The 22,580-nt window shown below is 50.7% G+C and carries 15 protein-coding genes; 10 read left to right on the forward strand and 5 right to left on the reverse strand.

Features of this window, described 5'->3' with window-relative positions; genetic code table 11:
* Positions 1–117: 117 nt before the first annotated feature.
* The 6 genes from G464_RS0102890 to G464_RS0102915 all read left to right on the forward strand — a co-directional run bounded on the left by G464_RS0102890 (position 118) and on the right by G464_RS0102915 (position 8,442).
* Complete coding sequence (locus G464_RS0102890) at positions 118–1,074, forward strand: TatD family hydrolase (RefSeq protein WP_022856656.1); 957 nt, start codon at positions 118–120, stop codon at positions 1,072–1,074.
* 118 nt (positions 1,075–1,192) lie between these two features.
* Positions 1,193–3,724, forward strand: coding sequence for a KUP/HAK/KT family potassium transporter (locus G464_RS08670; protein ID WP_022856657.1), 2,532 nt, complete (start codon positions 1,193–1,195; stop codon positions 3,722–3,724).
* A gap of 79 nt (positions 3,725–3,803) precedes the next feature.
* Positions 3,804–4,658: a class II glutamine amidotransferase gene (locus G464_RS0102900; protein WP_022856658.1), complete on the forward strand. Its 855-nt coding sequence runs from the start codon at positions 3,804–3,806 to the stop codon at positions 4,656–4,658.
* Between the two features lie 47 nt (positions 4,659–4,705).
* Positions 4,706–5,962 carry a glutamate-cysteine ligase family protein gene (locus G464_RS0102905; RefSeq protein WP_022856659.1) on the forward strand — a complete coding sequence of 419 codons (1,257 nt, stop codon included), beginning with the start codon at positions 4,706–4,708 and terminating at the stop codon, positions 5,960–5,962.
* A gap of 250 nt (positions 5,963–6,212) precedes the next feature.
* A complete protein-coding gene (gene gndA / locus G464_RS0102910) occupies positions 6,213–7,655 on the forward strand; it encodes an NADP-dependent phosphogluconate dehydrogenase (protein ID WP_022856660.1) in 1,443 nt (480 codons plus the stop codon).
* Between the two features lie 85 nt (positions 7,656–7,740).
* Positions 7,741–8,442, forward strand: a complete 702-nt coding sequence (locus G464_RS0102915; RefSeq protein ID WP_022856661.1) for a Pr6Pr family membrane protein — start codon at positions 7,741–7,743, stop codon at positions 8,440–8,442.
* 29 nt (positions 8,443–8,471) lie between these two features.
* Here G464_RS0102915 and pgl read toward each other — a convergent pair whose 3' ends face one another.
* The 4 genes from pgl to G464_RS0102935 all read right to left on the reverse strand — a co-directional run bounded on the left by pgl (position 8,472) and on the right by G464_RS0102935 (position 12,841).
* On the reverse strand, positions 8,472–9,269 hold the full coding sequence (pgl, locus tag G464_RS0102920; protein ID WP_026472562.1) for a 6-phosphogluconolactonase: 798 nt from the start codon (positions 9,267–9,269) through the stop codon (positions 8,472–8,474).
* Between the two features lie 13 nt (positions 9,270–9,282).
* The gene (locus G464_RS0102925) at positions 9,283–10,260 is read right to left on the reverse strand and encodes a glucose-6-phosphate dehydrogenase assembly protein OpcA (protein ID WP_022856663.1); all 978 of its coding nucleotides are present in this window, start codon (positions 10,258–10,260) and stop codon (positions 9,283–9,285) included.
* 51 nt (positions 10,261–10,311) lie between these two features.
* Entirely contained in the window at positions 10,312–11,865 is a 1,554-nt protein-coding gene (gene zwf / locus G464_RS0102930; RefSeq protein ID WP_022856664.1) for a glucose-6-phosphate dehydrogenase, read from the reverse strand.
* Positions 11,866–12,163: 298 nt separating this feature from the next.
* Positions 12,164–12,841 (reverse strand): metal-dependent transcriptional regulator, encoded by a 678-nt coding sequence (locus tag G464_RS0102935; protein ID WP_022856665.1) that lies wholly within the window; start codon positions 12,839–12,841, stop codon positions 12,164–12,166.
* Between the two features lie 23 nt (positions 12,842–12,864).
* Here G464_RS0102935 and G464_RS08675 point away from each other — a divergent pair, with 23 nt between their 5' ends.
* The 3 genes from G464_RS08675 (at position 12,865) to G464_RS0102955 (ending at position 15,450) form a co-directional block, all read left to right on the forward strand.
* Entirely contained in the window at positions 12,865–13,566 is a 702-nt protein-coding gene (locus tag G464_RS08675; RefSeq protein ID WP_080651132.1) for an HD domain-containing protein, read from the forward strand.
* Between the two features lie 229 nt (positions 13,567–13,795).
* Complete coding sequence (locus G464_RS0102950) at positions 13,796–14,959, forward strand: MFS transporter (protein ID WP_022856667.1); 1,164 nt, start codon at positions 13,796–13,798, stop codon at positions 14,957–14,959.
* A gap of 239 nt (positions 14,960–15,198) precedes the next feature.
* The gene (locus tag G464_RS0102955) at positions 15,199–15,450 is read left to right on the forward strand and encodes a hypothetical protein (RefSeq protein WP_143739589.1); all 252 of its coding nucleotides are present in this window, start codon (positions 15,199–15,201) and stop codon (positions 15,448–15,450) included.
* Between the two features lie 66 nt (positions 15,451–15,516).
* On the opposite strand, the gene G464_RS0102960 is transcribed toward G464_RS0102955, so the two are convergent.
* Positions 15,517–16,881, reverse strand: coding sequence for an FAD-dependent oxidoreductase (locus tag G464_RS0102960; RefSeq protein ID WP_022856669.1), 1,365 nt, complete (start codon positions 16,879–16,881; stop codon positions 15,517–15,519).
* A 332-nt stretch (positions 16,882–17,213) separates the two neighbouring features.
* Between G464_RS0102960 and G464_RS0102965 the strand changes: the two genes are divergently transcribed.
* The gene (locus G464_RS0102965; RefSeq protein WP_022856670.1) at positions 17,214–22,505 is read left to right on the forward strand and encodes a SpaA isopeptide-forming pilin-related protein; all 5,292 of its coding nucleotides are present in this window, start codon (positions 17,214–17,216) and stop codon (positions 22,503–22,505) included.
* Positions 22,506–22,580: the final 75 nt, after the last annotated feature.

Here is a 22,580-nt window from a genome sequence, read left to right on the forward strand (position 1 = left end):
AGTTAATACTGATAATTGAACCCCTCTTCTCTTTCTCTTTTAAGCCCGAGCTTCCCCTCGGGCTTTTCTCTTATCTGCGCGTAATAATCATCAACAGAAAGAAGCTGACTGCACATCATGGCTAAAAAACATCGCAAACGTTCCTGGCCCGAGCAACCAGAACCGCTCGCATCGCCAATCATCGATAACCACACGCATATCGCGTCTGTGGTGAATTTCGCGATCGAAATGAGCAAGCAGGCCGAAGAACGCGGTATGGAGTCCGTTCCGGTGTTCTCGGTGGAGGAGCTGCTGCGCAAAGCTGAGGAATCAGGTGTGAAGCATCTCATCGACGTTGGCTGCGAGCTGCCGAACCTTAATCGTGCGGTCAATATCGCCAAACAGTATCCGAACCAGGTAAAAGCTGCGGTTGCTATCCATCCGAACGAAACGGTGCTGCATGGTCATCGCGGTGAGGTGGGGCCCGACGGTCTGCCCATTAGCTACAAGCCATGGCACGAGGTGAATATCGACGAGGCGATGCGCACCGTCTACGAAACCGCCCGCAATAACCGAGCAGATGTGGTTGCTATCGGTGAAACGGGCCTCGACTACTTCCGCACAGGCGAAGGCGCGCGCCAAGCCCAAATCCAGGCATTTCGCGAGCATATTGCGATAGCAAAAGAGCTCCACCTTCCCCTGCAAATCCACGACCGCGAAGCGCACGAAGACGTAATCAACACTCTTCTTAAAGACGGTGCTCCAGAAGCTACGATTTTCCATTCCTACTCTGCAGACGCGGGCGTGGCGCGCCTGGCCAACGAGCAGGGCTGGTATCTCAGCTTTTCGGGCACTCTTACGTACAAGGCGAACGAGCGCTTGCGCGAGGCTCTCAGCGTGCTCGACAAATCGCACATCCTTATCGAAACGGATGCGCCGTATCTTACGCCCGAGCCGTACCGCGGTCGCACAAACTCCTCGTATCTCACGCCGTTCACGCTGCGATGCATGGTCGAAGTTCTCGATCTGTCTGAGCAAGAGATTGCGCGCATAACCTACGAAAATACGGTTCGTGCGTACAGTTTGCCATACTAGCGTGTAAAATAGTTGACTATTGGCTAAGGGCATGTGGCAAACTATGTGCTTAAGGTGTAGCTGGGCGTTCGCGTCGAGCTAGAGAAGAAGAAGCCCTGGAAACAGGCGGAGATTATATATGATGTCTGAAATGGACGCAGATAATAATCAAGACTCAGGTCTTGCGCATTTAGCAAAAGATACTGCACAACAAGCAGCTGAGGGAAAACTGGGCGATGACGGCAAAACCGACCAACCGGTTACCACAACTGCAGACCTTCTGGCACGAGATTTAGCCGAAACGGGCGCGATTTTGCCGCCTGAAGGCATTACGAAGGCGCCGAAAATCGATGAGCGCGCGGTGTCGGAAGAGGAGCGCGAAGCCAAGCGTTTAGCAGAAGAAGAAGCCAAGCGCACGGCAGAACTGCAAAACAAGAAGGCGCGCACTCCTTTTGGACGTTGGTGGCGCAAGCTGCAAACATCTCAAGATAAAATCACCTGGGGTATGATGATTGTTGCCCTCGGCGTGGTTTACGGCGATATTGGAACCTCGCCACTTTACTTGTCTCAGTCTTTCGTGGCTGGTCAGGGCGGTATTCAGTATGCAGACCGTGCAGCCGTGTTGGGCATGCTCAGCCTGCTGTTCTGGTCGGTAACGCTTATTACCACTGTTAAATACGTCTTTATCGCCATGCGCATCGATAACAAGGGCGAAGGCGGCATTTTTGCGTTGTTCTCCTTGGTTAAACGCTACGCGAAATGGCTGTGGATTCCTGCCATGATTGGTGGCGCCGCCTTTTTGGCCGATTCCGTGCTCACCCCAGCCGTGTCGATTTCTTCGGCAGTCGAAGGTTTGCGCACACTTAAGCCGCTCGAAGGAGTGTTTGCTGCCAATCCTAGTCTCACGCTCGTTATTACCACCATTATTATTGTGGTGCTTTTCCTTATCCAATCGCGCGGAACCGAAAGCATCGGTAAGGTTTTCGGCATCGTGGTACTCGTGTGGTTCACCTTCCTAGCGATTACTGGCATTATGGCCATCGGCACGGATTGGACTATTTTTGAGGCCATTAACCCGATTTACGGCATCGAATTCCTCTTTTCTGCACATAATCGCGCAAGCCTGGCGATTATGGGTACGGTCTTCCTGGCCACCACGGGTGCCGAGGCTTTGTACTCCGATATGGGTCACGTGGGCCGCGGCAATATTTACGCCACCTGGCCATACATTAAGGTCTGCTTAATGCTTAACTACTTCGGTCAGGGCCAGTGGATTATTCAAAACCAGCTCAACGTGGAAGTAGAGAAAATTCAGAACCTCAACCCGTTCTTCCAAATGATGCCAGAAGTCGTGCGTTATGGTGCGGTTGTGCTCTCCGTTGTGGCCGGCGTTATCGCCTCGCAGGCGCTTATTACCGGCGCTTACACGATGGTGTCTGAGGCTACGGGTCTTAACTGGATGCCGCACTTGCAGGTGCGCTACCCAAGCCGCACGCGCGGTCAGCTCTACATTCCAGTGGTTAACTGGGTGCTTATGGTGGCTACGCTGTCCGTGCTGTTCATCTTCCAAGATTCCGAACGCATCACGGCGGCCTACGGTTTGGCACTCACGGTTACCATGATTACGACCACGATTCTTCTGGCCGCATACATTTGGTGGGGCAAGCAACTGCGCATTACCGCCATTGTGTTTACCATCGTCTTCTTGGCTATTCAGATTTTGTTCTTCATCTCCTCGATGTCCAAGTTTATGACCGGTGGTTGGTTTACCACGCTTATCGGCCTGGCAATTTTCGGCGTTATGTACACGTGGGAGACGGGTACAAAGGTGGAGCGTTCTCAGCGCCGCCACATGTCTCCAGAAGACTTCCTCCCGGCTTTGAACGTGCTGCACAACGACGAAAACATTCCGCTCTACGCCGATAACGTCGTCTACCTCACCTCAGATACCGAGCTGCGCCGTTTGGATACCGATATTTTCTACTCGATTTTCTCGGATCATCAAAAGCGTGCGCGCGCCTGGTGGGCGGTGTCCGTTTTCGTTACCGACGATCCGTACACGCGCGAGTATTCCGTAGAAAACTTCGGCACGAACTTCCTGTTCCGTGTGCGCATCCGCTTGGGTTTTAAGGTGAGCCAAAACGTGGCTACGTATTTGCATCAGATTATGCATGAGCTGATTGATGACGGCACTTTGCCTCCTCAAACAACGATTTACCCGCAGGTAGATGAAGATCCAGAAATTGGTTCAATAAAGTACGTTCTGATTCATAAAGAGCTGATGCCTGAATCTAATATTCCGTCGTCTGGTGCTATTGCTTTGCGCATGAAATATGCTATTCGTAAAGCTGCCGGCTCGCCGATTAAATGGTTTGGATTATCCGCGTATAATCCGCTGGTTGAGGTTCAGCCTCTGTTTGTTTCGCGCTCGCCAGTTGCCCCATTGCGTCGCGTGAAGCTGCGTAAGACGAAGAAAAATATTACTTTGGAAGGCGTTCTCGCTCAGAAAGCAGCGAAAGCAGGTATTCCTGTGGACTTAGCTGTGATTCAATCAGGCGAAGTTCCTGACCATGCAAAGAACGCGCAGACCGAGCAGAACGTTCCTGAGCAGGCAAACGATAATCAAAGCGATAATGCAGATAATAATCAGGAAGAAAAATCCAAAGAATAACGCAGTTTTATAAGCGTTATAAATTTCTGCAATAACCGCATGGGCGTGTACGAAGGCTCGTGCGGTTATTTTTGTACGCATGTGCAGATTACTGGGATATATTTCGACGCAAAATGACATTACATTGCGTGATGCTGTGGGTTCCGCTCAGCTTGATGAGTTCAAGGAAATATCGCGTATTCACAACGATGGCTGGGGAACCAGTCAGATTAGCACAACCCATCGTGACGCTCAGGTGAACGATGGCGGTGCTCCAAGCCCTGCAGTTTTCGAAAACATTTACCGCACAACCGAGCCAGCCTATCTCGATCATAACTTTGAATCTTTAGCATCAACGCCTGCTCGCAGTGCTATCTTCCATCTGCGTCTTGCGTCCTCTAATCTGCCTCTTATCCCAGAAAATCAGCAGCCTTTTACCGCGGGCGGCATCAGCTTCGCTCATAATGGTGATATCTCTTCCGAGGACGGCGTCAATCTCGTTCATAACCCAGACGTTACTGTCTCGCCATACGAAATTGCTCAGACTGGCGGCAAGTCGGACTCAGCTATTTATTTCGCGCACATCTTGCATTTCCGCAACGCGGGCCATGTGCTCGACAAGGCGGTTGAATTGGCTATCGCTACTTTGCGCGAACAGTATGCGAATTCCTCGTATAACTGCCTCGTACAGACGCAAAATCAGTTTATTGCTGTGAACGCAACCGGTCACGACCGTCTTGCAGATCGTATCGCGGAGGTTTACGACGCTTACGGTCAGCGCGAAAAAGCTGCAGATTATCGTGTGATTCGATACAAGCAGATTGACGGTGGTGTGGTTGTGGCGTCTTCTGGTTTCGAACAGAAGGAAGACGAGGGCTGGGAAGAGTTGCCAGTGAACCATATACTGGTAGCTGATGCTGAAACGGGGTCTTTCGAGGTGCACGCGCTGAACTAGGGGTCGCTTGCCCTCGCCCGCGTCGCCCGCACAGAAAAGTGAAGCTTATGTTAAAAGAATTTCCTCACTATCACTACGATTCTCCCGTAAAAGACGCGCACGTGCAGTCGTTGGTTGAGTTCTTCCAATCCGGTTGTGTAACACGCGATAACTATGGCATCGGCGTAGAAATTGAACATTTGCCAGTGCGCGTAGGCACAGATGAGGCCGTTGGATACACAGATGAGCACGGCATTCGCGACGTGCTTCATGATTTAGCCCCGCTGTATGACGAGAGCCGCGAGTATTACGAAGACGGTCATTTGCTCGGCTTGGGACGAGGAAAGATTGCGGTTTCGCTCGAACCAGGTGCGCAAATCGAGTGCTCGCTGGGCGTTTTAGATTCGCCTGAAGAGCTCAACGATGTGTACGCGCAGTTCCGCCGCGATATTAATCCAATTTTGGAGAAACACGGCATTCGCTTGATTAACTATGGTTATACGCCACGCAGCCGCGCGCATGATTTGAGCGTTATTCCTAAGCGTCGTTACGATGTGATGACCGCTTACCTGGGACGTTTATCTGCCTACGGTTGGAATATGATGCGTGCTTCCGCGTCCACTCAGATTAGTCTTGATTTTTCGAGCGAAGCCGACGCCATCGCGAAAATGCGCATGGGCACAGCTGTCGGTCCGATTTTAGCGTACTTGTTCCGTAACACCCCATACTTTGAGGGCGCAGCCAACGGTTTGCCGCTGCTTCGTCAGCACATGTGGGAGGGGATCGGAACCGGCCGCACGGGCGTTATTCCAGGGCTTTATGACTCGAACTTTGACTTTGAAAAAGCGGCCGTGAACGTTTTGGCCACACCGCTCATGGTTGCCGACACCACGCACACTCCCGAAGCCGGCGAAGGTAGCGTATACATGGCCAGCTACGAGACGGCTGCCGACGTTTACCCAGACCGCGCTTTGAACGTGTACGAGATGAACCACATTATTTCCACGCAATTTACCGACGTGCGCTTAAAGAACTTCGTTGAGCTGCGTCACTGGGATAGCTTGCCGATTGATAGAGCGCGCGTTTTAGCGGATATTGTTGTTTCGCTCTTTAACCGCGCTGACGAGATGGAACGCTTGAAGACTTACTTTGACGGACTGACTGCGCTGGACGTGCAAGCTGCCAAGTATGAGCTGCAAACTCAAGGACGCAACGCTAAGCCATATGGCGCCAGCCTTGATTTTTGGCGTGAATTCCTCCACGCCGAGTATACGGGCGAGGATATTCCTGGAGATCCGCTCAATCCGGAAGTTGGGCAGGAGTAGCGGGGATTGCTGTTCTGCCATAGCGTACGGATGCGTGAACCGTGTCAGTAGTGCATACACCCAACCATCACGTCCTTGGAACGAGAAAAAACGGATGCGTGAACCGTGTCAGTAGTGCAAACGCACAATCTACACGCATGCTCGCCAACCCGACCCCACCCGTCCACCACACGTTCGATGTGCGCGAACTTTCTAGCGCCCTCGTTACACTGGTAGAAGACCTTTTTGCAACAGAAAGTGTAGAAATAGTATGGCAGAAGCACAAGCAAATATTGGCGTTGTAGGTTTGGCAGTTATGGGCTCCAACTTAGCCCGCAATCTCGCACGTCATGGCAATACCGTGGCTGTATATAATCGTTCCTACGGTCGTACCGAAACTCTCATCAACGAGCACGGTTCCGAGGGTACTTTCGTTCCGTCCGAAACAATCGAAGACTTCGTAGCAAGCTTGGCAAAGCCTCGCACAGCAATCATTATGGTTAAAGCGGGCGAGCCAACCGACGCTATGATTAACGCTTTGGCCGATGCTATGGAACCAGGCGACATTATTGTTGACGGTGGAAACGCTTACTTCCCAGATACTATCCGCCGCGAAAAGGAAATTCGCGCTCGCGGTTTGCACTTCGTAGGTTGCGGTATTTCTGGTGGTGAAGAAGGCGCTTTGAACGGTCCTTCTATGATGCCTGGTGGCACTGATGAGTCGTGGAAGACTCTTGGCCCAATTTTGGAATCTATCGCAGCTGTTGCTGAAGGTGAGCCTTGTGTAACCCATATTGGTCATGACGGTGCAGGTCACTTCGTTAAGATGGTGCACAACGGCATTGAATACGCAGATATGCAGCTTATTGGCGAATCCTACGATTTGCTGCGTCGCGGTTTGGGCATGAGTGCTGAGGAAATCGCAAACACTTTCGATGAGTGGAATAAGGGTGATTTGGATTCTTACCTCGTAGAAATTACTGCAGAAGTTTTGCATCACGTAGACGCTAAGACTGGCAAGCCTTTCGTGGATGTTGTTGTAGACCGTGCAGGCATGAAGGGCACGGGTACCTGGACTGTTCAGACCGCTTTGTCCCTCGCAACCCCTGTAACCGGTATCGCAGAAGCAGTATTTGCTCGCGGTTTGTCTTCAATGGTTGCTCAGCGTGAAGAAGTAAAGTCCAAGCCATTGGCAGGTCCTAACGGCAAGATTGATGTTGAAGATAAGGCTGCGTTCGTAGAAGCAGTTCGTCAGGCATTGTATGCGTCCAAGATTGTGGCTTATGCTCAGGGCTTCGATGAGATTCGCGCCGGCGCTGCAGAGCATAACTGGCAGATTGATTTGGGTGCAGTTGCTCGTATTTGGCGCGGTGGCTGCATTATTCGCGCAAAGTTCCTCAACCGCATTTCTGAGGCTTTCGATTCCGGCGAAAAGTTCGAGTCTCTGCTTCAGGACGCTTACTTCAAGGCTGCTGTAGAGAACGCTCAGGATGCATGGCGTGAGGTTGTGGCAACTGCTGCTCGCGTTGGTATTCCAGTTCCAGCATTCTCCAGCTCTTTGTCTTACTACGACGGCTTGCGTTCCGACCGTTTACCAGCTGCTCTTATTCAGGGACAGCGCGACTTCTTTGGCGCTCACACCTATGGTCGTGTAGATATGCCAGGAACTTTCCACACGTTGTGGAGCGAGGATCGCAGCGAAATCGAAGCTTAGTTTTTCTCGATTTTCATTAAAGTCCGCGGTGGCTGTGCTGTTTGGCATGGCTACCGCGGTTTTTGCTTGAGATAGGAGAGAAAACATGATTGATTCGTTCTGCGCCGGCCCGCGGGCGCGCGGTGCGCGTACAGCTTGGCGAGTTGTTTCTGCGCTCGCTTGGTTCGGTGTTGTGCTTACGAATATTGGCAATATTTTTGATGTGTATCCGCGCGATTCGGGACATTGGCCGGGCTTGTATGGTCATTCTGCGCACGGTATGGCTGGGGCATGGCAACGATTTATTGAAGGCATGAGCTACTTTACGATGGTGTCGAATATTGTTGTTGCAGTTGTGTTTGGACTGTTAGCGGCAGGCGTTCGTAAAACTGCATGGCGGGTTGCATTGGTTAATACGGCGTTGCTTATGATTACTATTACGTCGCTCGTTTTTCTGGTGGCGATTCTGCCGTTCCTTCATTTGCGCGGTTTGGCGCTGCTCACCTCCCCGTGGCAGCATGTGGTGGTGCCTGCGGCTGTGTGGATTGTGTGGGCGCTGTGGGGGCCGCGTGACTTTTTTGGGGGATTTTCGCGCGGGCACATTCTACTCAGAACCTACATGATTCCGTGGCTTTGGGCTGCATGGATGCTCGGTTATGGCGCTGTAACACATTACTATCCGTACGGTTTTGTGAACGTTAATCAGCTTGGTTATGCATCGGTGATGGTTTCGCTGTGCGTTGTTATGATTTTGGCGCTCCTGTTCGAGCTGCTGTTTAACTGGATAGACCGTCGATTAAGTAAATAAAAAGCTGGCCTACTGGCCAGCTTTTTATGTTAAGCAAGATTTGCAGCTGCTGCTCTATCGAGCATCCATAAAGTTTCTTCAGTGCCGCGTGCAAAAGAGCTTGGCACGTGATAATTATCTGGTTCATACAAAGCGCGGGCAATAGCTTCACTCTTACGCTCACCAGAAGCAAAAACCCACACAAAATCAGTCTTATGAATGTACGGAACAGTTAAGCTCACACGCAAAGGTGGCATTTTTGGTGAGTTCGATACGCCAATGCACTTCACAGATTCGTCTTCAATACGCACTTCTTCGCGACCTGGGAACAGCGAAGCAAAATGACCGTCTGGCCCCACGCCAAACAGAGCAATATCCAAAGTACCGTCTGCACCTAATTCGCGCTCTAACTGAGCTTGATAATCGCGAGCAGCAGCACGAAGAACCTCATCGTGCTCATCAGTGGAAGCTGCCTCAACTTCTGCAGGACTACGAAGTTCAGTAGGCATCTCATGAATATTACTTTCTGGTAATTCGCCTGTATCGATTAAAGCGTTCAGCCAAGCTTCACGTGCCTGTAAAGCGTTACGATCGCCGTCATCAGAAGTAACAAAACGCTCATCGCCCCACCAGAAGTGAACGCGCGAAAAATCGATAGCAGCAGTCAGCGGGCTTTGAGCGGCCGCGGCAAGCACAGCAATGCCGTCTGTGCCGCCGGTTAAAGCAACGTCTACGCGGTCTTGTGCAGTAAGCAGGTCAGAAATGCGTAGTAATAAACGTGCTGCAACGGTATTAATCAGAATATCTTCAGTGTTATATACCAAAATATTGCGAGATGTATCTGCCATATCAACTCCAGCGTTAATTGTTCCAGTGATCATGACTAATCATATCCCAGCCCTCGGTAATGACGGCGTTATAGATTTCGTCAGGATCGAGACGGCGCAGTTCTTCAGTCATGCAGTCAGCAAGTGTGCGGTGAGGAACAGAGATGGTCTGCTTGTGCGCACCAGGCTTAGTAATATACACGTTTGATGATTCATCGCTTGGACGTTCAATAGCGCTAATACCATCTTCGCGATGGAAGAAAACACCGGAGACAGCGGAGACATTCTCGTCAATCTCAAAGTTTACAGGCACTTTAAGAGCCCACGCGAGCCATGCGCCCAAGAGATCTACAGACAGATTATTATTACTTCCGCGCACGGTAACTGACTTAATAGCAGTGTGTGGTGGCTCGTCAATAAGAGCTGCCAAAAGACCGCGCCATACGGTGAGGCGAGTCCACGACAAATCCGTTTCGACGCGCGTGTGCTGGGAGCGCAACTTAAGGAAAGTGCCCATAGCATCGTCAGACATTTGTGCATCGGTAATGCAGCTGCGAGCCATTGAACCCAGAAGAGACTTGGAAGGGGAGTAAGGCGCACTGCCAGACCACCAGGCCACAACAGGAGCATCAGGAACGAGCAGAGGAATAACCAGCGTATCCAAATGGCGCAACAATCCCTCCGATGGGCGCAATACAATCACTTCACCAGCGCCACCATCGGAACCAATGCGGATCTCTGCGGCCAAAGGAGCCACAGTTCCCACAGCAACGGCTGGAATTGTATTGATGTCTGGGGCGTCAGCTCGATCGGTAACCACAGCAATAATGCGGCTTGGGTGCTCCTGACTTGCATGAATTGCCGTTTGCAAAGAGTTATCCAAATCTTTCTCACTGGTCGATAACAATAAAGTCAACACACGTCCCTGAGGAGATTCGCCGTGCTTTGCATGTGCAAGAGCAATCTGAGAAGAAATCTCAGAGGTCGTGCTCGAAGGTAAGGTAATAATCATAATTCGTTCTTTCTCGTCAACACACTCACAATCACCATCGCGTGCCCATATTTAAGGCAAACGCCAAGCGCGTCCATCGCGAGCTAACATATCGTCAGCCTCCTGTGGACCCCACGTGCCTGCGCGGTAAGGCTGAGGTTGAGGCTGGCTCTCCCAGAATTTCTCAATAGGATCCAAAATCTCCCAGCTTAGCTCTACCTCACGTGTGGTTGGGAAGAGAGGAGGCTCGCCCAAAAGAACGTCCAAAATCAAACGTTCGTAAGCTTCTGGCGACTGCTCAGTAAACGCAGTACCGTACGTAAAGTCCATATTCACATCGCGCACTTCCATAGCGGTGCCCGGAACTTTAGAGCCGAAACGCATAGTAATGCCTTCATCTGGCTGCACGCGAATAACTAAAGCATTGTTACCCAGTTCAGACGTTGCAGTATCTTCGAAAGGCAAATGTGGAGCGTGCTTAAATACCACGGCAATTTCCGTTACGCGCTTACCCAAACGCTTGCCGGAACGCAAGTAGAACGGCACGCCTGCCCAGCGTCGCGTGTCAATGTCCAGGCGGATAGCAGCGTAAGTTTCCGTGCGATCGTCTGGCTCAATACCCTTCTCGTCCAGGAAACCGTTCACCTTTTCAGCGCCTTGCCAACCCTCAGCATACTGTCCGCGGGCTGTATGAGCGGCTAAATCTTCAGGCAAACGCACAGCAGACAGCACTTTAATTTTCTCAGCAATCAAATCCTGAGCAGAGAAACTTACAGGCTCTTCCATCGCAGTCAGTGCCATCAGCTGAAGCAAGTGGTTTTGAATAACATCGCGAGCAATACCAATGCCGGAGAAGTATCCAGCACGTGTGCCAATACCAATATCCTCAGCCATGGTAATTTGCACGTGATCAACATAGTTAGAGTTCCACACTGGCTCAAACATCATGTTCGCAAAACGGAAAGCCAGCAGGTTCTGTACGGTTTCCTTACCCAAATAATGGTCGATGCGGAACACAGATTGAGGGTCGAAAACTTCAGCAACAACGCGGTCGAGTTCCTGAGCACTCTGCAAATCATGGCCGAAAGGCTTCTCGATAATAACGCGACGCCATGCACCTTCAGAGGACTTCGCTAAACCAGAATCAGCAAGCTGACGCGAAACGGTTGGGAAGTCGCGAGGAGGAATAGACATGTAGAACGCATGATTTCCTTGGGTTCCGCGCACATCGTCCAGCTCGGAAACCGTGTCGGATAGGCGCTTGAAGGAGTCTGCATCGTCAAAAGTACCCTGAACGAAGCGAATGCCGCCCTTGAGATATTCCCACGTGGATTCATTAAACTCAGTGCGAGCATGGTCAATAATGTTTTGCTTAATAAAGTCCGCGAAATCCTCGTGACTCCATTCGCGGCGACCAAAACCTACTAAACCAAAACCAGCAGGAAGCAGACCGCGATTTGCGAGATCGTATACGGCAGGAATCAGCTTCTTCTTACTCAAATCGCCGGTAACGCCAAAAATAACTAAAGAGCAAGGGCCAGCAATGCGAGGAAGGCGCATATCGCGGGGATTGCGCAAAGGGTTCGTCCATTTTTCGGTGCCGGACTGTGTTGTCGATGTCGTCATGCAATTCTCCTCATTATTAAACTAACCTTAGTTTACTCATGGCAGTCGAGGGAGGGGAAGAGATTGCTCAAAGTTTGCGATGCATGAACTGTGAGATATGCAACGCTTTGAGGGGCAAACAGCTGTAACGAGCAGTGCTAAGCACAGCTATGAAAGATACAGCATGCGAATCAAATAAATCACATACTCGATGCATCAATTCGTGCTTGGTCAACACTGGAATAACGCGCAAAACAGGTATAGACCCCAACGCAGCTATGTGGTTCTCCTGCCCAACAATCTCCCGCCCAACAAGCATCTACCCAACCCTCGTCACACGAATATAATCAGCGTCCGTGGTGGAAATTTCAAACGCCTCACAGCCATCTGCCTGCAGAGTAATAGTGTCGGCAGTTAAAGCGCGCACAGTAATAATGCTGTCAATCATGGCATGATGTGTTTGCAAAGTTTGCAGAAGCTCGTTGTTGTCATCGTTCACTCGACTAATCACAGCTCGCGCGCCAACAGGAACGAGGTTAACGTTAATCGTATCGAAAACAGGTAAATTGCCTTCGCGGTCAGGAATAGGATCTCCATGCGGATCGCGGTCAGGGAAACCGAGCTTTTCCTCCATACGGTTAATCATCATTGTGCTGGCCGAATGTTCCAAAGCATCAGCCTCGTCATGAACTTCGTCCCACGTGTAGTCAAGCGCGCACACCAAATACGTTTCAATAATGCGGTGACGGCGCAACATCGTTAAAGCCAAAGCTTTACCTTTATCTGTGAGCTGGATGCCGCCATAAGGCGCGTGCATCACGAAACCCTGATCGCTCAGACGAGCCAAAGCTCCCGAAACAGTCGATGCGCGCATGCCTGTTTCATGCGCTAAATCAGTAGGCGAGATAACGCTATCCTCGCCCAACTCACCATGATGCCATTCGTGCAGCTTCCAAATAGCTTTCACATAATCTTGGGTGCTCACAGAAATCGCCATAGGTACACAGTAGCATGGCAGTTATGAAACATTCTGATCTGTGGAACACGAGCGAAACTACGCGCACACTTCGCGAGCTACACAAAGAGCAAGCGCGTGCGTTTACGCTCAACGAGCAGAGCGCGCAGAAGTCTTTCGCACTGATTGCTACGCACTGTGAGATTGTTGCGCGTTTGGCAGTAATTCTCGCTGAACAGTCAGGACAAACCGTAACGAATACGCTGATTGAAGGCGCGCTCGCACACGATATTGGCACGTATAGCGTGCTCGAAACTGAGCACGTGAACACGGACGCTGAGATTCACGCTGCGCCCGTGAACGTTGGCAGAGAGCCAATTTTTCAGCGAAACATCTATATTCAGCACGGTACGCGCGGCTATGAGCTGCTGCTGTCCGAAGGTTTTGACGAGAGCCTTGCGCAGTTTGCGCGCAATCATACGGGAGTTGGCATTACGAAAGCCGAGTGCATACAGCAAAATCTTCCTTTAGAGCCTCAGGATTATCTGCCTGAAACCGTTGAACAGGAGATAGTTTTACTTGCTGACAAGTTCCACACGAAGTCCGTACCTCCGCGTTTTGTTAGCGTTCACACGGCTCGCGCTCGCGTGGAGAAATTTGGCTCAGAAAATATCGCACGCTGGGATAAACTGGTAGCTTGTTATGGCGTTCCGTGCGAGTCAGATATTGCCAAGCTAGCCGCGCACTACAGTATGGAGATTATGTGATTGCTCGTCTGTGCGTCAATAATGCCGTCAATAACGCTGGCAATAATGCCTTCGATGACGCTGTTAATAACGCGATGTGAACGACCTCTCATCGCCTTTGGTTCCTCGGCGAGCACGCACACAAGGCGAAAAAGCAGGCAGGCAAAGCACAAAAGCGCAAAAGCCCAAAACAAGGCGAAACAACAAAGAGACACAAGAGAGACACAAGAGAAAACAAACGGACAGTTTTATGAAGAGAAGTATTCTTTCCCTGGCTGCGGGAACTTTTGCCCTCGGCGCTTCGGAATTTGTGATGATGGGCGTTTTGCCACATGCTGCGCAGGATACAGCAGTAAGTATTCCGACGGCTGGGCACTATGTATCTGCCTATGCAATTGGCGTATGCGTAGGCGCGCTGATGCTCATTTTTGGACGCACTATTAAGCCTCGTAATCTGATTATTCTTTTTATGATTGTGACGCTTGTGGGTAATGCCATGGCTGCTGTAGCGCCTAATTTTTCTATTTTGCTTATTGCTCGTTTTATTTCGGGGCTGCCGCACGGTGCGTTCTTTGGAACTGGAACGATTATTGCTCGAGCTCTTGCAGATAAAGGTAAAGAGGGCATGGCAGTATCGCAGATGGTTATAGGTCAGACAGTTGCGAATATGGTCGGCGTACCGTTTGGTACATGGCTGGCAACAGTAGTTTCATGGCGTTTGGCATTTGCTATTTTATCTGTGTGGGCACTGATGACGATTATGCTTGTGCTCAGCTTTGTGCCTGATATTCCTGTTATTCCTGACGCTGGTTTAATGGGACAGTTTAAGTTCCTAGGCAGCATGAAGCCTTGGTTTGTGATTTTTGCTGTGTTTTTAGGTAACTCCGGTATTTTCTGCTGGTGGAGTTACGTTTCTCCTTGGCTGCAACATGTGGGCGGCTGGAGCGAAGCATTAGTTCCATTGTTAATGACTCTTGCTGGCTTCGGTATGGTTGTTGGCGGCTTAGTAGGCGGCAAGATTACCGATAAGTTTGTGCCTGGTTTGGTCGCTGGCTTTGGCCAGCTCATTGCCGTTTTCGCGATGATTGCGATTTTCCTCGACCCCGGTTCGCGCCCGACCTCGGCCATTCTTACCTTTATTTGCGCGGTTGGCATGTTCTTTATTTCGTCTCCACAGCAGCTGCTGATGGTTAAGCTCGGCGAAGGCGGCGGCGAAATGCTCGCGGGTGCGATGGTTCAGATCGCGTTTAACGGCGGCAACTCTTTGGGCTCGATTATGGGTGGTATCGCTTTGGAGAATTCCGGCGAGGACTACCACATGGCCGCTTTGACCGGCGTTCCATTTACCTTCGTTGCTGTTGCACTTCTGTTCGCGTTCTTCTTCCTGCACGAGCGCAGGAGCAGGAAAGTGTAGGGTTTTTGTCTGCTCGATGCCGTGGCGGTTGTTAGTTCGTTGTACTAGCAATTGCCACGTTTGTATTTGTCCGATTTTGGGCTCCAGACGGACGTGAGCGTTGAGAGCTGGGGATACTCACAACGCCCACGAACTATTCTGTCTATTCCGTCTACTCCTCTACAGTCGCATTCGGACACAAAGCCCATACGCCTACGAGAATGGTTAGCGCACCAGAGAAGATGAACATAATCCAGGTTATGAGCCGGGTAAAGGTTCCTCAAACAGGAGATGAGAATATACCTGAGGGGACAAAGTTCAGTGTTCCTGATGAATCGCCTGTGACTGTTCAGTCGACAGACAAGGTTATTAATCCTGAGCCTAGCTATGCTGACACCATCGTGAAGATGGCAGAGACCAGCAGGTCGAAGCCATCTAATATCGCTCTCGCAAGCATCGTCCTCATGGTCATGATTGCAGGTGTTATCACCACACTACGCCGCTGCGCCTAGCCGCGATATAAAAGAAGAGGCGGGGCCGATTCCCTATGAATCAGCCCCTCCTCTGTCGTTATCTATTTACTGCGCTACAGCAGCCAAAGCAACCGAGCCAACGAAGTTGATTGGCTGGCTGAAGTTTGGCTGGAATAGGAAGTCAGCGCCAGCAAGATCTGCAATGCCGAACTTTGCTTGAATAGCCACAGAAACGACGTTAGCCGCCAAAGAAATATCGTGCTTGGAAATGAACTGGGCGCCCAAAACACGGCCTGTTGCCTTATCCCACACCAAAGTAGATGTAACTGGAGTGGTGCTGAGCATAAAGTTTGGGCGATAATCCTCAGTCACCGTTACTGTGCCAACGTCGTAACCGCGGCGTACAGCAGATGCATAAGTCAAACCGGTAGCGCACATCGACAAATCATACAGTTGAACGGCGCTCGTTGCCTGAGTACCCAAATATGCGTGCGTTGGCTCCACAATATTTTCGCCGATGAGCAAACCTTGACGCACAGCGTTCGTAGCCAGCGGAATATAGTCAGGCGCCTGCGTTGGGTTATAGAAAACAGTAGCGCTATCGCCGGCAGCAAGCACATCGTTGGTCACAGTGCCATCTGGCAAGCTGGCGCGCATATATTCGTCCACAATAATCGCGCCGTTTGGCAAAGTTTTCAACTGGTCAGCAATCAAGTCGTTGTGCGGACGGAAACCTGCGCCCATAACAGCGAAATCAGCAGTGTATTCGCCCTTCTCAGTAACAACCGTTACGCCATCTTCTGCAGGGCGGAAGGCAACGACCTTCTGGCCCAAAGCCAGCGTTACGCCATGCTCTTCAAACGCTTTCTCGGCTGGCTCATAAACAGCGGCATCGAAGTTGTTCTCGAGAACGTGGTCGAGCGCGTCAATCAGCGTTACCTTAATATTGTTCTGGCTAAACTGCTCGGCAAGCTCCGCGCCAATATAGCCGGCGCCAATAACCACAGCGGACTTAGCGCTCTTAGCGCGCTCCTTAATTTCGAGCGCATGATCCCAGTTCTTGCACAGCAGTACGGAACCGTCCTCGCGAGCCTGAGCCAAGCCCTCAATTGGAGGCAAAACCGGAGCAGAACCTGTGGTAACCACGAGCTTGTCGAAGCTGTACTCGCTCACCTCGCCGCTCTCCAAGTCGCGTGCGTGCAAGGTTTTGTCAGCAACGTCCACGTCGAGAACATCATGACGCATGTGCATGGTTGCGCCTGCCTCTGCCAAAGCCTCAGGTGAGGAATAGAACATGCGCTGCGGATTGCTCACATTGTTGCCCACCCACAAAGCGATGCCGCAGGAGAGGAAGGAGAGCGAGTCGTTGCGCTCGAAAACGTGAACCGTCCAATCCGGATGCGCTTTGAGAATCGAGGTGGTTGCGAAAGTTCCAGCGTGTGTACAGCCAATAACGGCAACAGTAGTCATAACAGCTCCTTTGCTAAGCCTGTGTTTAAATGTTATGCGCGCGGCTTATCGCACTTGCGAGCCACGCCATTTGTGGTTCTTTGCCATTCTTTCCCGCGTTCAAGTGTAGTCGATGATTGCATTATGTTCGATTGATTTTAAGGAAATTTAGTGTGAGCCAGATTACATTATTATTGAGAATTTATTAAACTGCGCAAGATATGGCTTGTTAGCCCTGTTTTGTCCTTCTGTTGTTACTAGAATCATACATAAGACTGAGAGAAGATGATTGCTTGCGTTTTTCTACGGGGGGGGGGGTAGGCTCGTCTTTTCGTGAGAGAGGAGAGAAGAAGATGAAACTGAGAAATGCTGTAGTTTCAGCTCTTTTGACTTTGGCAATGGTTGTGCCTATGGCAGGTGCAGCTGTGGCTGCAGAAGAGCCAGCTCCGAATCCAACGTCTAACTCTGCACCGGTAACGACGGAGACTGAGAAAGACGTGAAGAAAGACACGGAGAAGGCTGAGAGTGGGAAGAAGGCAGAAGAAAACAGTGCAGGCGATAAACAGGATCGCGCTGCGACTCCTGAAGTAACCGCAGCTCCTGAGAGCAGGTCAGCACAAGCTCAACCAGTTATCGAAGCGCAGCTGATGGATTTAGAAGGTAAAGCGGTAAAAGCTCAGCTTGCTAATCCGTCTGCAGATGTTGATACGCGCTTAGGAACTGATTATCTGGTTCGCATTCACGCTGTGTTCCCAGCTGGCTCTGAGAAGAAAGTAAACGTACGCTTGAAGTACGGCGTGCAGTATCGAACGCATAAATACGATACAACGGCGGGATGGTATCTTGCTCTTAAAGAAAATGGCTTAACTGAGCCATCAAAGCAGAGCGCTGATGAAGATAAGCCTTCAAAGATTTACGGAACATCGTTCGATGATGGTGTTACCACTTTCGAATTCCAAGACGGAACCCAAGAGGTAACTTTCGATATTCCTGTGACAGTATCGTGGGGCACTGGTAACGGCATTTCCGATGGTATGCCAAATATTCCAGAAGGAGTGAGCGTTACTCAGAGTTTCCTGCCAGAGAGCGGTGGAACTGTAGACAATAAGGTTGCCGCCAACTTCCACGTGTCTGGCTTGAGAGGCGCAGTGGTGGGCATTACGGGCAATCTGGCTCAGATGCAGAATAAGCGGGGACATATCTCTGTTCCTGTAGATACTCCGAAGGCCGTCGGTCATGATGTTATTTTTAATGCAGGTCTGAGCAACAATTCTAATGCGTTATTGGACGACTATTTCGTTGCATTGTTGGCACCTGCCAAGGCCGAGTATATGGGGTTAGGTAACCCGTCCCCAGTATTCGCGGATGATGCTGCCACTCCGAAAGTATTGCACGCCGGAGAGCATTTCGCTATGAGCACCGGTGTTGATTATGTGGTGCCAGAAGGCAACAAACTGTACGTGTGGCAGCGCACGAAGGGGTACATGGTCACGGAAAATGAGCGTAGCTTCAACCCAACGTGGCGCTTCCCGAAGGCTGATTTCCCTACTGGTTCCATTGTGGAAATTAAGGAAATCGATTTGGGTGTGAAGTTCCATAATCCGTATGAGCAATCGATGTACCTTCCATACAATCAGAACCAACTTGGCAAGATGAGCTACGAGATTGTGAAGCCATACGAGGATGTATACGCCAACGATGTGCTGTATCCGCAGGATAAGAACAATCCGGTATGGGAAGGCTATATCGCCGATAACAACGTGTATATGGGCGCACCTGGTTTCGAACACACGCAGGAACGCACTTTCGGCTACTTCACTATCGGTAATCGAGGAACGGCTAATTCGCGAGCTAAAACCATTATTATCGATTACGACATGAATGATACCCACGTTGGAGGCGTTACCGCACAGACTCTGCCATTCCTGTCGCGACCATATCGCGGGGAAGAGGCCACTAAGGTGACTGACTTCAAAGTTGTTCTGTGGGATAGTAAAACAAACAAAACCACTGAGCATACTATGAAGAATCCTCCACAGCGTTTCCGCGTGCAAACTGTGTTGGGCAAGGGAAACCATGAAGGTATCTTCCTGAAGCATATTGAATACAAGGTCGATACTATCCCGGCGAAGACAGCATGGGTAAGCTATCCAACTAACCTCAGGGCGGATGGTGACGCAGGTAAAGAGGACTTCGATTCGCCAAGTGAATCTTTCCCATATTACGGTGTCGTTCTCAACAATACGAAGATTGAGAAGGGTCGCTGGGGAGATGACCCAAGCCTGTTCAAGACACGTATTCGTATTGAAAACACGGGAGCAGAAGAGCCAAACTGGCATTATCGCAACCAGGCTGTGTGGGATACGAATGGCGATGGTATCGAAGAGCCATACCAGTATGAAGGTCGTTCTGCTGACCACGTGACCTTAGGCGATACCTTCACGGCGTTTACGGGTAAGAGCTTCATTCAAGGACATGGTAGCACTACCGCTTGGCACAACCAGGATATTGAGGTGCTCAAGGGCAAGCAGAAGCGTGATGCTGAGGTGGAGTACTTCATGCCGAAGGACGGTGAGGGAATAGAATCCCTCAAGGCCGTTTATATGGTGAGCCCATATGGCTCCGATATGAGCTTCACCATGAAGTATCGGCCTGTGTCCTCAAAGTATGCATGGGATACGGATGTGCAGGAGCAACCGGGCGGATATGTAGACGGCGAACAGCCTGATGTTTACGAGGTTCCTGCATCCGATGCGCTCAAGGCGCAATATCCAAACGCGAAGGTGTACAAGCTCGACTTCTCGAAGATTACAGATAAAGAGCAAAAGTATCGTACGCGCATTTGGGGTCCAAGCGTTGCATGGCGCGAAGCATCTGAGCAGATGCCATATTCCATTTATCCGACCTTTTGGGCATACACAGGCGAAACCTATCTGCATGTGAACTATACCTCTGATCCTAAGAAGGATAAGGTTGGCACGGTGGACCAGCTCATGTGGTACGAGTTCGATACAGACACTAAGGAAGACCTCGAATATTCTTCCAACGGTTTCGTATCCGATAAGTGGGATCTTAACGGCAACGGCTCCACCGAAGACAAGCTCGGCCTGCCATACGGTGTGCTCGACATTAAGGCACCAACCGATGTATCTGCACAGTCTGCAGCCAAGATGGCTACTCAGCCAGAGACTCGCTACGTTACCTATGATGGCGTAAAGAAGGCTGTTATTGGTGCAGAAAGTAACGTGGATTATCGCCTTGTGGCAACCAATCCTACAACCGAGAACGTTAAGGGTATTCAGCTCTACTGGCCAGTGCCAAAGAAGGGGTTCAATTGGGGTGAGCGTTTGCAGCCAGACGGCGCATTTAAGTTCGATATGTACCTTACGGGAGGCATTAAGTCTCAGCTTCCAGAAGGTTACAAGGTTTACTATGCCAAGGATGCTCAGCCTGTACAGAACGAGCTGAAGTGGGCAAACTTCAGTTGGACAGAAGAGAAAGATACCAAGGATTGGAAGCGTGCCGATTGGGACGCTGTAACCATGGTGAAGATTATTTCTCCAGAAGATTCTGTTCTCGCTCCTGAGGAGCAGCAGTCCTTCGTCTTCAACATGGCTGTGCGCGATGGCGAGAACCGTGAAGAAGTAAATGGTCTGCTTAACGTTTATAAGTCCGCATATTTGCGTGACCTTGGTAGTGGTAAGACCTGGGCTTATGGCGAAGCTGTTGGTATCGTGATTAATTCCGGTCATATCGGCGGAACTGTTTGGTTCGATAAGGATAACGACAGCAAACTGGACGCGGCAGACGCAGAACCGCGCATCGCTGGAGCTAAGGTTGAGCTGTACGATGCGCGCGGCGAGCTAGTCGATACGGCAGTCACCGATAAAAACGGTGCCTATTCTTTCGAGGGTTTGCAGATCCCAACCGATCACGCGACTCTCCCGCAGTACTCGCTCAAGGTGTATAACCCAGATACGGCTAAATACTCCCGCTTCGTAGCGGCGACGAACGATATGCGCTTTACCGCGGATAACGAGGGCAATGAGACAGCGAGCGTGGCGGACGTTAATACCGGGAGCAAGTTCGCGAACGCTCTGAATGTTGGTTTAACGACCTCGACCTCCGTAAAGGTTAAGAAAAACTGGGCGGATAAGAACGCTCAGAAGAAGCCGATTACTGTGAAGCTCTTGGCAGATGGTAAGGAAGCGAAAGACCTTGATGGCAAGGCTGTTCCAGCAGTTACGCTCAGCGAGGACGGCGCGTGGGCCGGCGAGTTTAATAACCTCGTTATGAATAACGCGCAGACTGATGAAGCCGTAAAGTACACGGTCGAGGAGCAGACGCCGAGCGGTTTCGTTTCCGCGGTAACTGGTTCACAGAAGGACGGCTATACCGTAACGAATACGATTATCCGCGGAAATATTGTGGTTCATAAGGTTTCTGCTGATAAGGATGATGCTCCGCTTGCGGGTGCGAAGTTTGAGCTACGTTCGGGTGACTCGGTTATTGCTTCGGCTGTGACTGGTAAGGACGGTAAGGCGACGTTTAAGGACGTTGAGTTTGGTTCTTATACGGTTGTTGAGACTGCAGCTCCTGAAGGTTACGTTCTGAACGCTAAGCCATTGGACGTTTCCGTGAAGGAGAACGCTAAGACAGTTGACGCGGGAACTGTGTCGAACAAGTTGATTCGCGGAACGGTCAAGATTGCTAAGCAGGATGCTGATTCTAAGAAGCCGCTTGCTGGTGCGAAGTTTGAGCTGCGTTCCGGCGATAAGGTTGTTGATGAGGCTACTACTGACGAGGATGGTGTTGCCACTTTCGAGAAAGTTGCGTTCGGCTCGTATACGGTTGTGGAAACTGCCGCGCCGGAAGGCTACGTCTTGAATGACGAAGCTCATGAAGCAGTCATTGCCACCGATGGTGAAACGGTTGATGCAGGTGTTGTTCTCAATCAGAAGATTCGTGGAACGGTTGTTCTGCATAAGGTCGACGTGGATAAGGACAATGCGCCGCTTGCTGGTGCGAAGTTCGCGCTTAAGCAAGGAGACGAAGTAGTGGCCGAAGCAACCAGCGACTCTGATGGCCTCGTCCGTTTCGATGACGTGGTTTATGGTTCGTACGTTGTAACAGAGACCGAGGCTCCGGAAGGATATGTGCTCAACACAGCTGCTATTGAAGTCGCTGTGAAGGAGAACGGTAAGACAGTTGACGCGGGTGTTGTGGAGAACTCCATGATTCGTGGAAGCATTATTGCTCTGAAGAAGGATGCGAGGAGCGGCAAGGTTCTTGCCGGTGCTCAATTCGAGATTCGTGATACTCAGGGCAATGTCGTACGCACCGTTGTATCTAACGACAAGGGTGAAGTGGTTGCAAACGATGTGATGTACGGCGAGTATATCCTTGTGGAGACTAAAGCTCCACAGGGCTACAAGCTCGACGATACGCCACACAAGTTCGAGATTCGTAAGAATCTTGAGGAAGTGGATTTGGGTGAGATTAAGAACGATCCAATCCCATCGAAGGCGCTCGCAATTACCGGCTCGAGTGTTGCAGGCATGGCTGTTATAGCTGTACTTGCAGTTGTTACTGCAGGCGGTCTGGTGATGGTTCGCGGATCGCGAGCTAAGCAGCGTAAACACTAAGTTTGCTTTAGCTGCATAAAAGCAGGGGGAGCGAAGTCGTAAGGCTTCGCTCCTTTTGCTTGCTCAATCAAAAAC

This window comes from Alloscardovia omnicolens DSM 21503 (genome assembly GCF_000420505.1).
Lineage (GTDB): Bacteria > Actinomycetota > Actinomycetes > Actinomycetales > Bifidobacteriaceae > Alloscardovia > Alloscardovia omnicolens.

Coding starts and splice junctions, on each gene's coding strand:
- G464_RS0102890 (WP_022856656.1), top strand. CDS start 118: ATGGCTAAAAAACATCGCAAACGTTCCTGGCCCGAGCAACCAGAACCG.
- G464_RS08670 (WP_022856657.1), top strand. CDS start 1,193: ATGATGTCTGAAATGGACGCAGATAATAATCAAGACTCAGGTCTTGCG.
- G464_RS0102900 (WP_022856658.1), top strand. CDS start 3,804: ATGTGCAGATTACTGGGATATATTTCGACGCAAAATGACATTACATTG.
- G464_RS0102905 (WP_022856659.1), top strand. CDS start 4,706: ATGTTAAAAGAATTTCCTCACTATCACTACGATTCTCCCGTAAAAGAC.
- gndA (WP_022856660.1), top strand. CDS start 6,213: ATGGCAGAAGCACAAGCAAATATTGGCGTTGTAGGTTTGGCAGTTATG.
- G464_RS0102915 (WP_022856661.1), top strand. CDS start 7,741: ATGATTGATTCGTTCTGCGCCGGCCCGCGGGCGCGCGGTGCGCGTACA.
- pgl (WP_026472562.1), bottom strand. CDS start 9,269: ATGGCAGATACATCTCGCAATATTTTGGTATATAACACTGAAGATATT.
- G464_RS0102925 (WP_022856663.1), bottom strand. CDS start 10,260: ATGATTATTACCTTACCTTCGAGCACGACCTCTGAGATTTCTTCTCAG.
- zwf (WP_022856664.1), bottom strand. CDS start 11,865: ATGACGACATCGACAACACAGTCCGGCACCGAAAAATGGACGAACCCT.
- G464_RS0102935 (WP_022856665.1), bottom strand. CDS start 12,841: ATGGCGATTTCTGTGAGCACCCAAGATTATGTGAAAGCTATTTGGAAG.
- G464_RS08675 (WP_080651132.1), top strand. CDS start 12,865: ATGAAACATTCTGATCTGTGGAACACGAGCGAAACTACGCGCACACTT.
- G464_RS0102950 (WP_022856667.1), top strand. CDS start 13,796: ATGAAGAGAAGTATTCTTTCCCTGGCTGCGGGAACTTTTGCCCTCGGC.
- G464_RS0102955 (WP_143739589.1), top strand. CDS start 15,199: ATGAGCCGGGTAAAGGTTCCTCAAACAGGAGATGAGAATATACCTGAG.
- G464_RS0102960 (WP_022856669.1), bottom strand. CDS start 16,881: ATGACTACTGTTGCCGTTATTGGCTGTACACACGCTGGAACTTTCGCA.
- G464_RS0102965 (WP_022856670.1), top strand. CDS start 17,214: ATGAAACTGAGAAATGCTGTAGTTTCAGCTCTTTTGACTTTGGCAATG.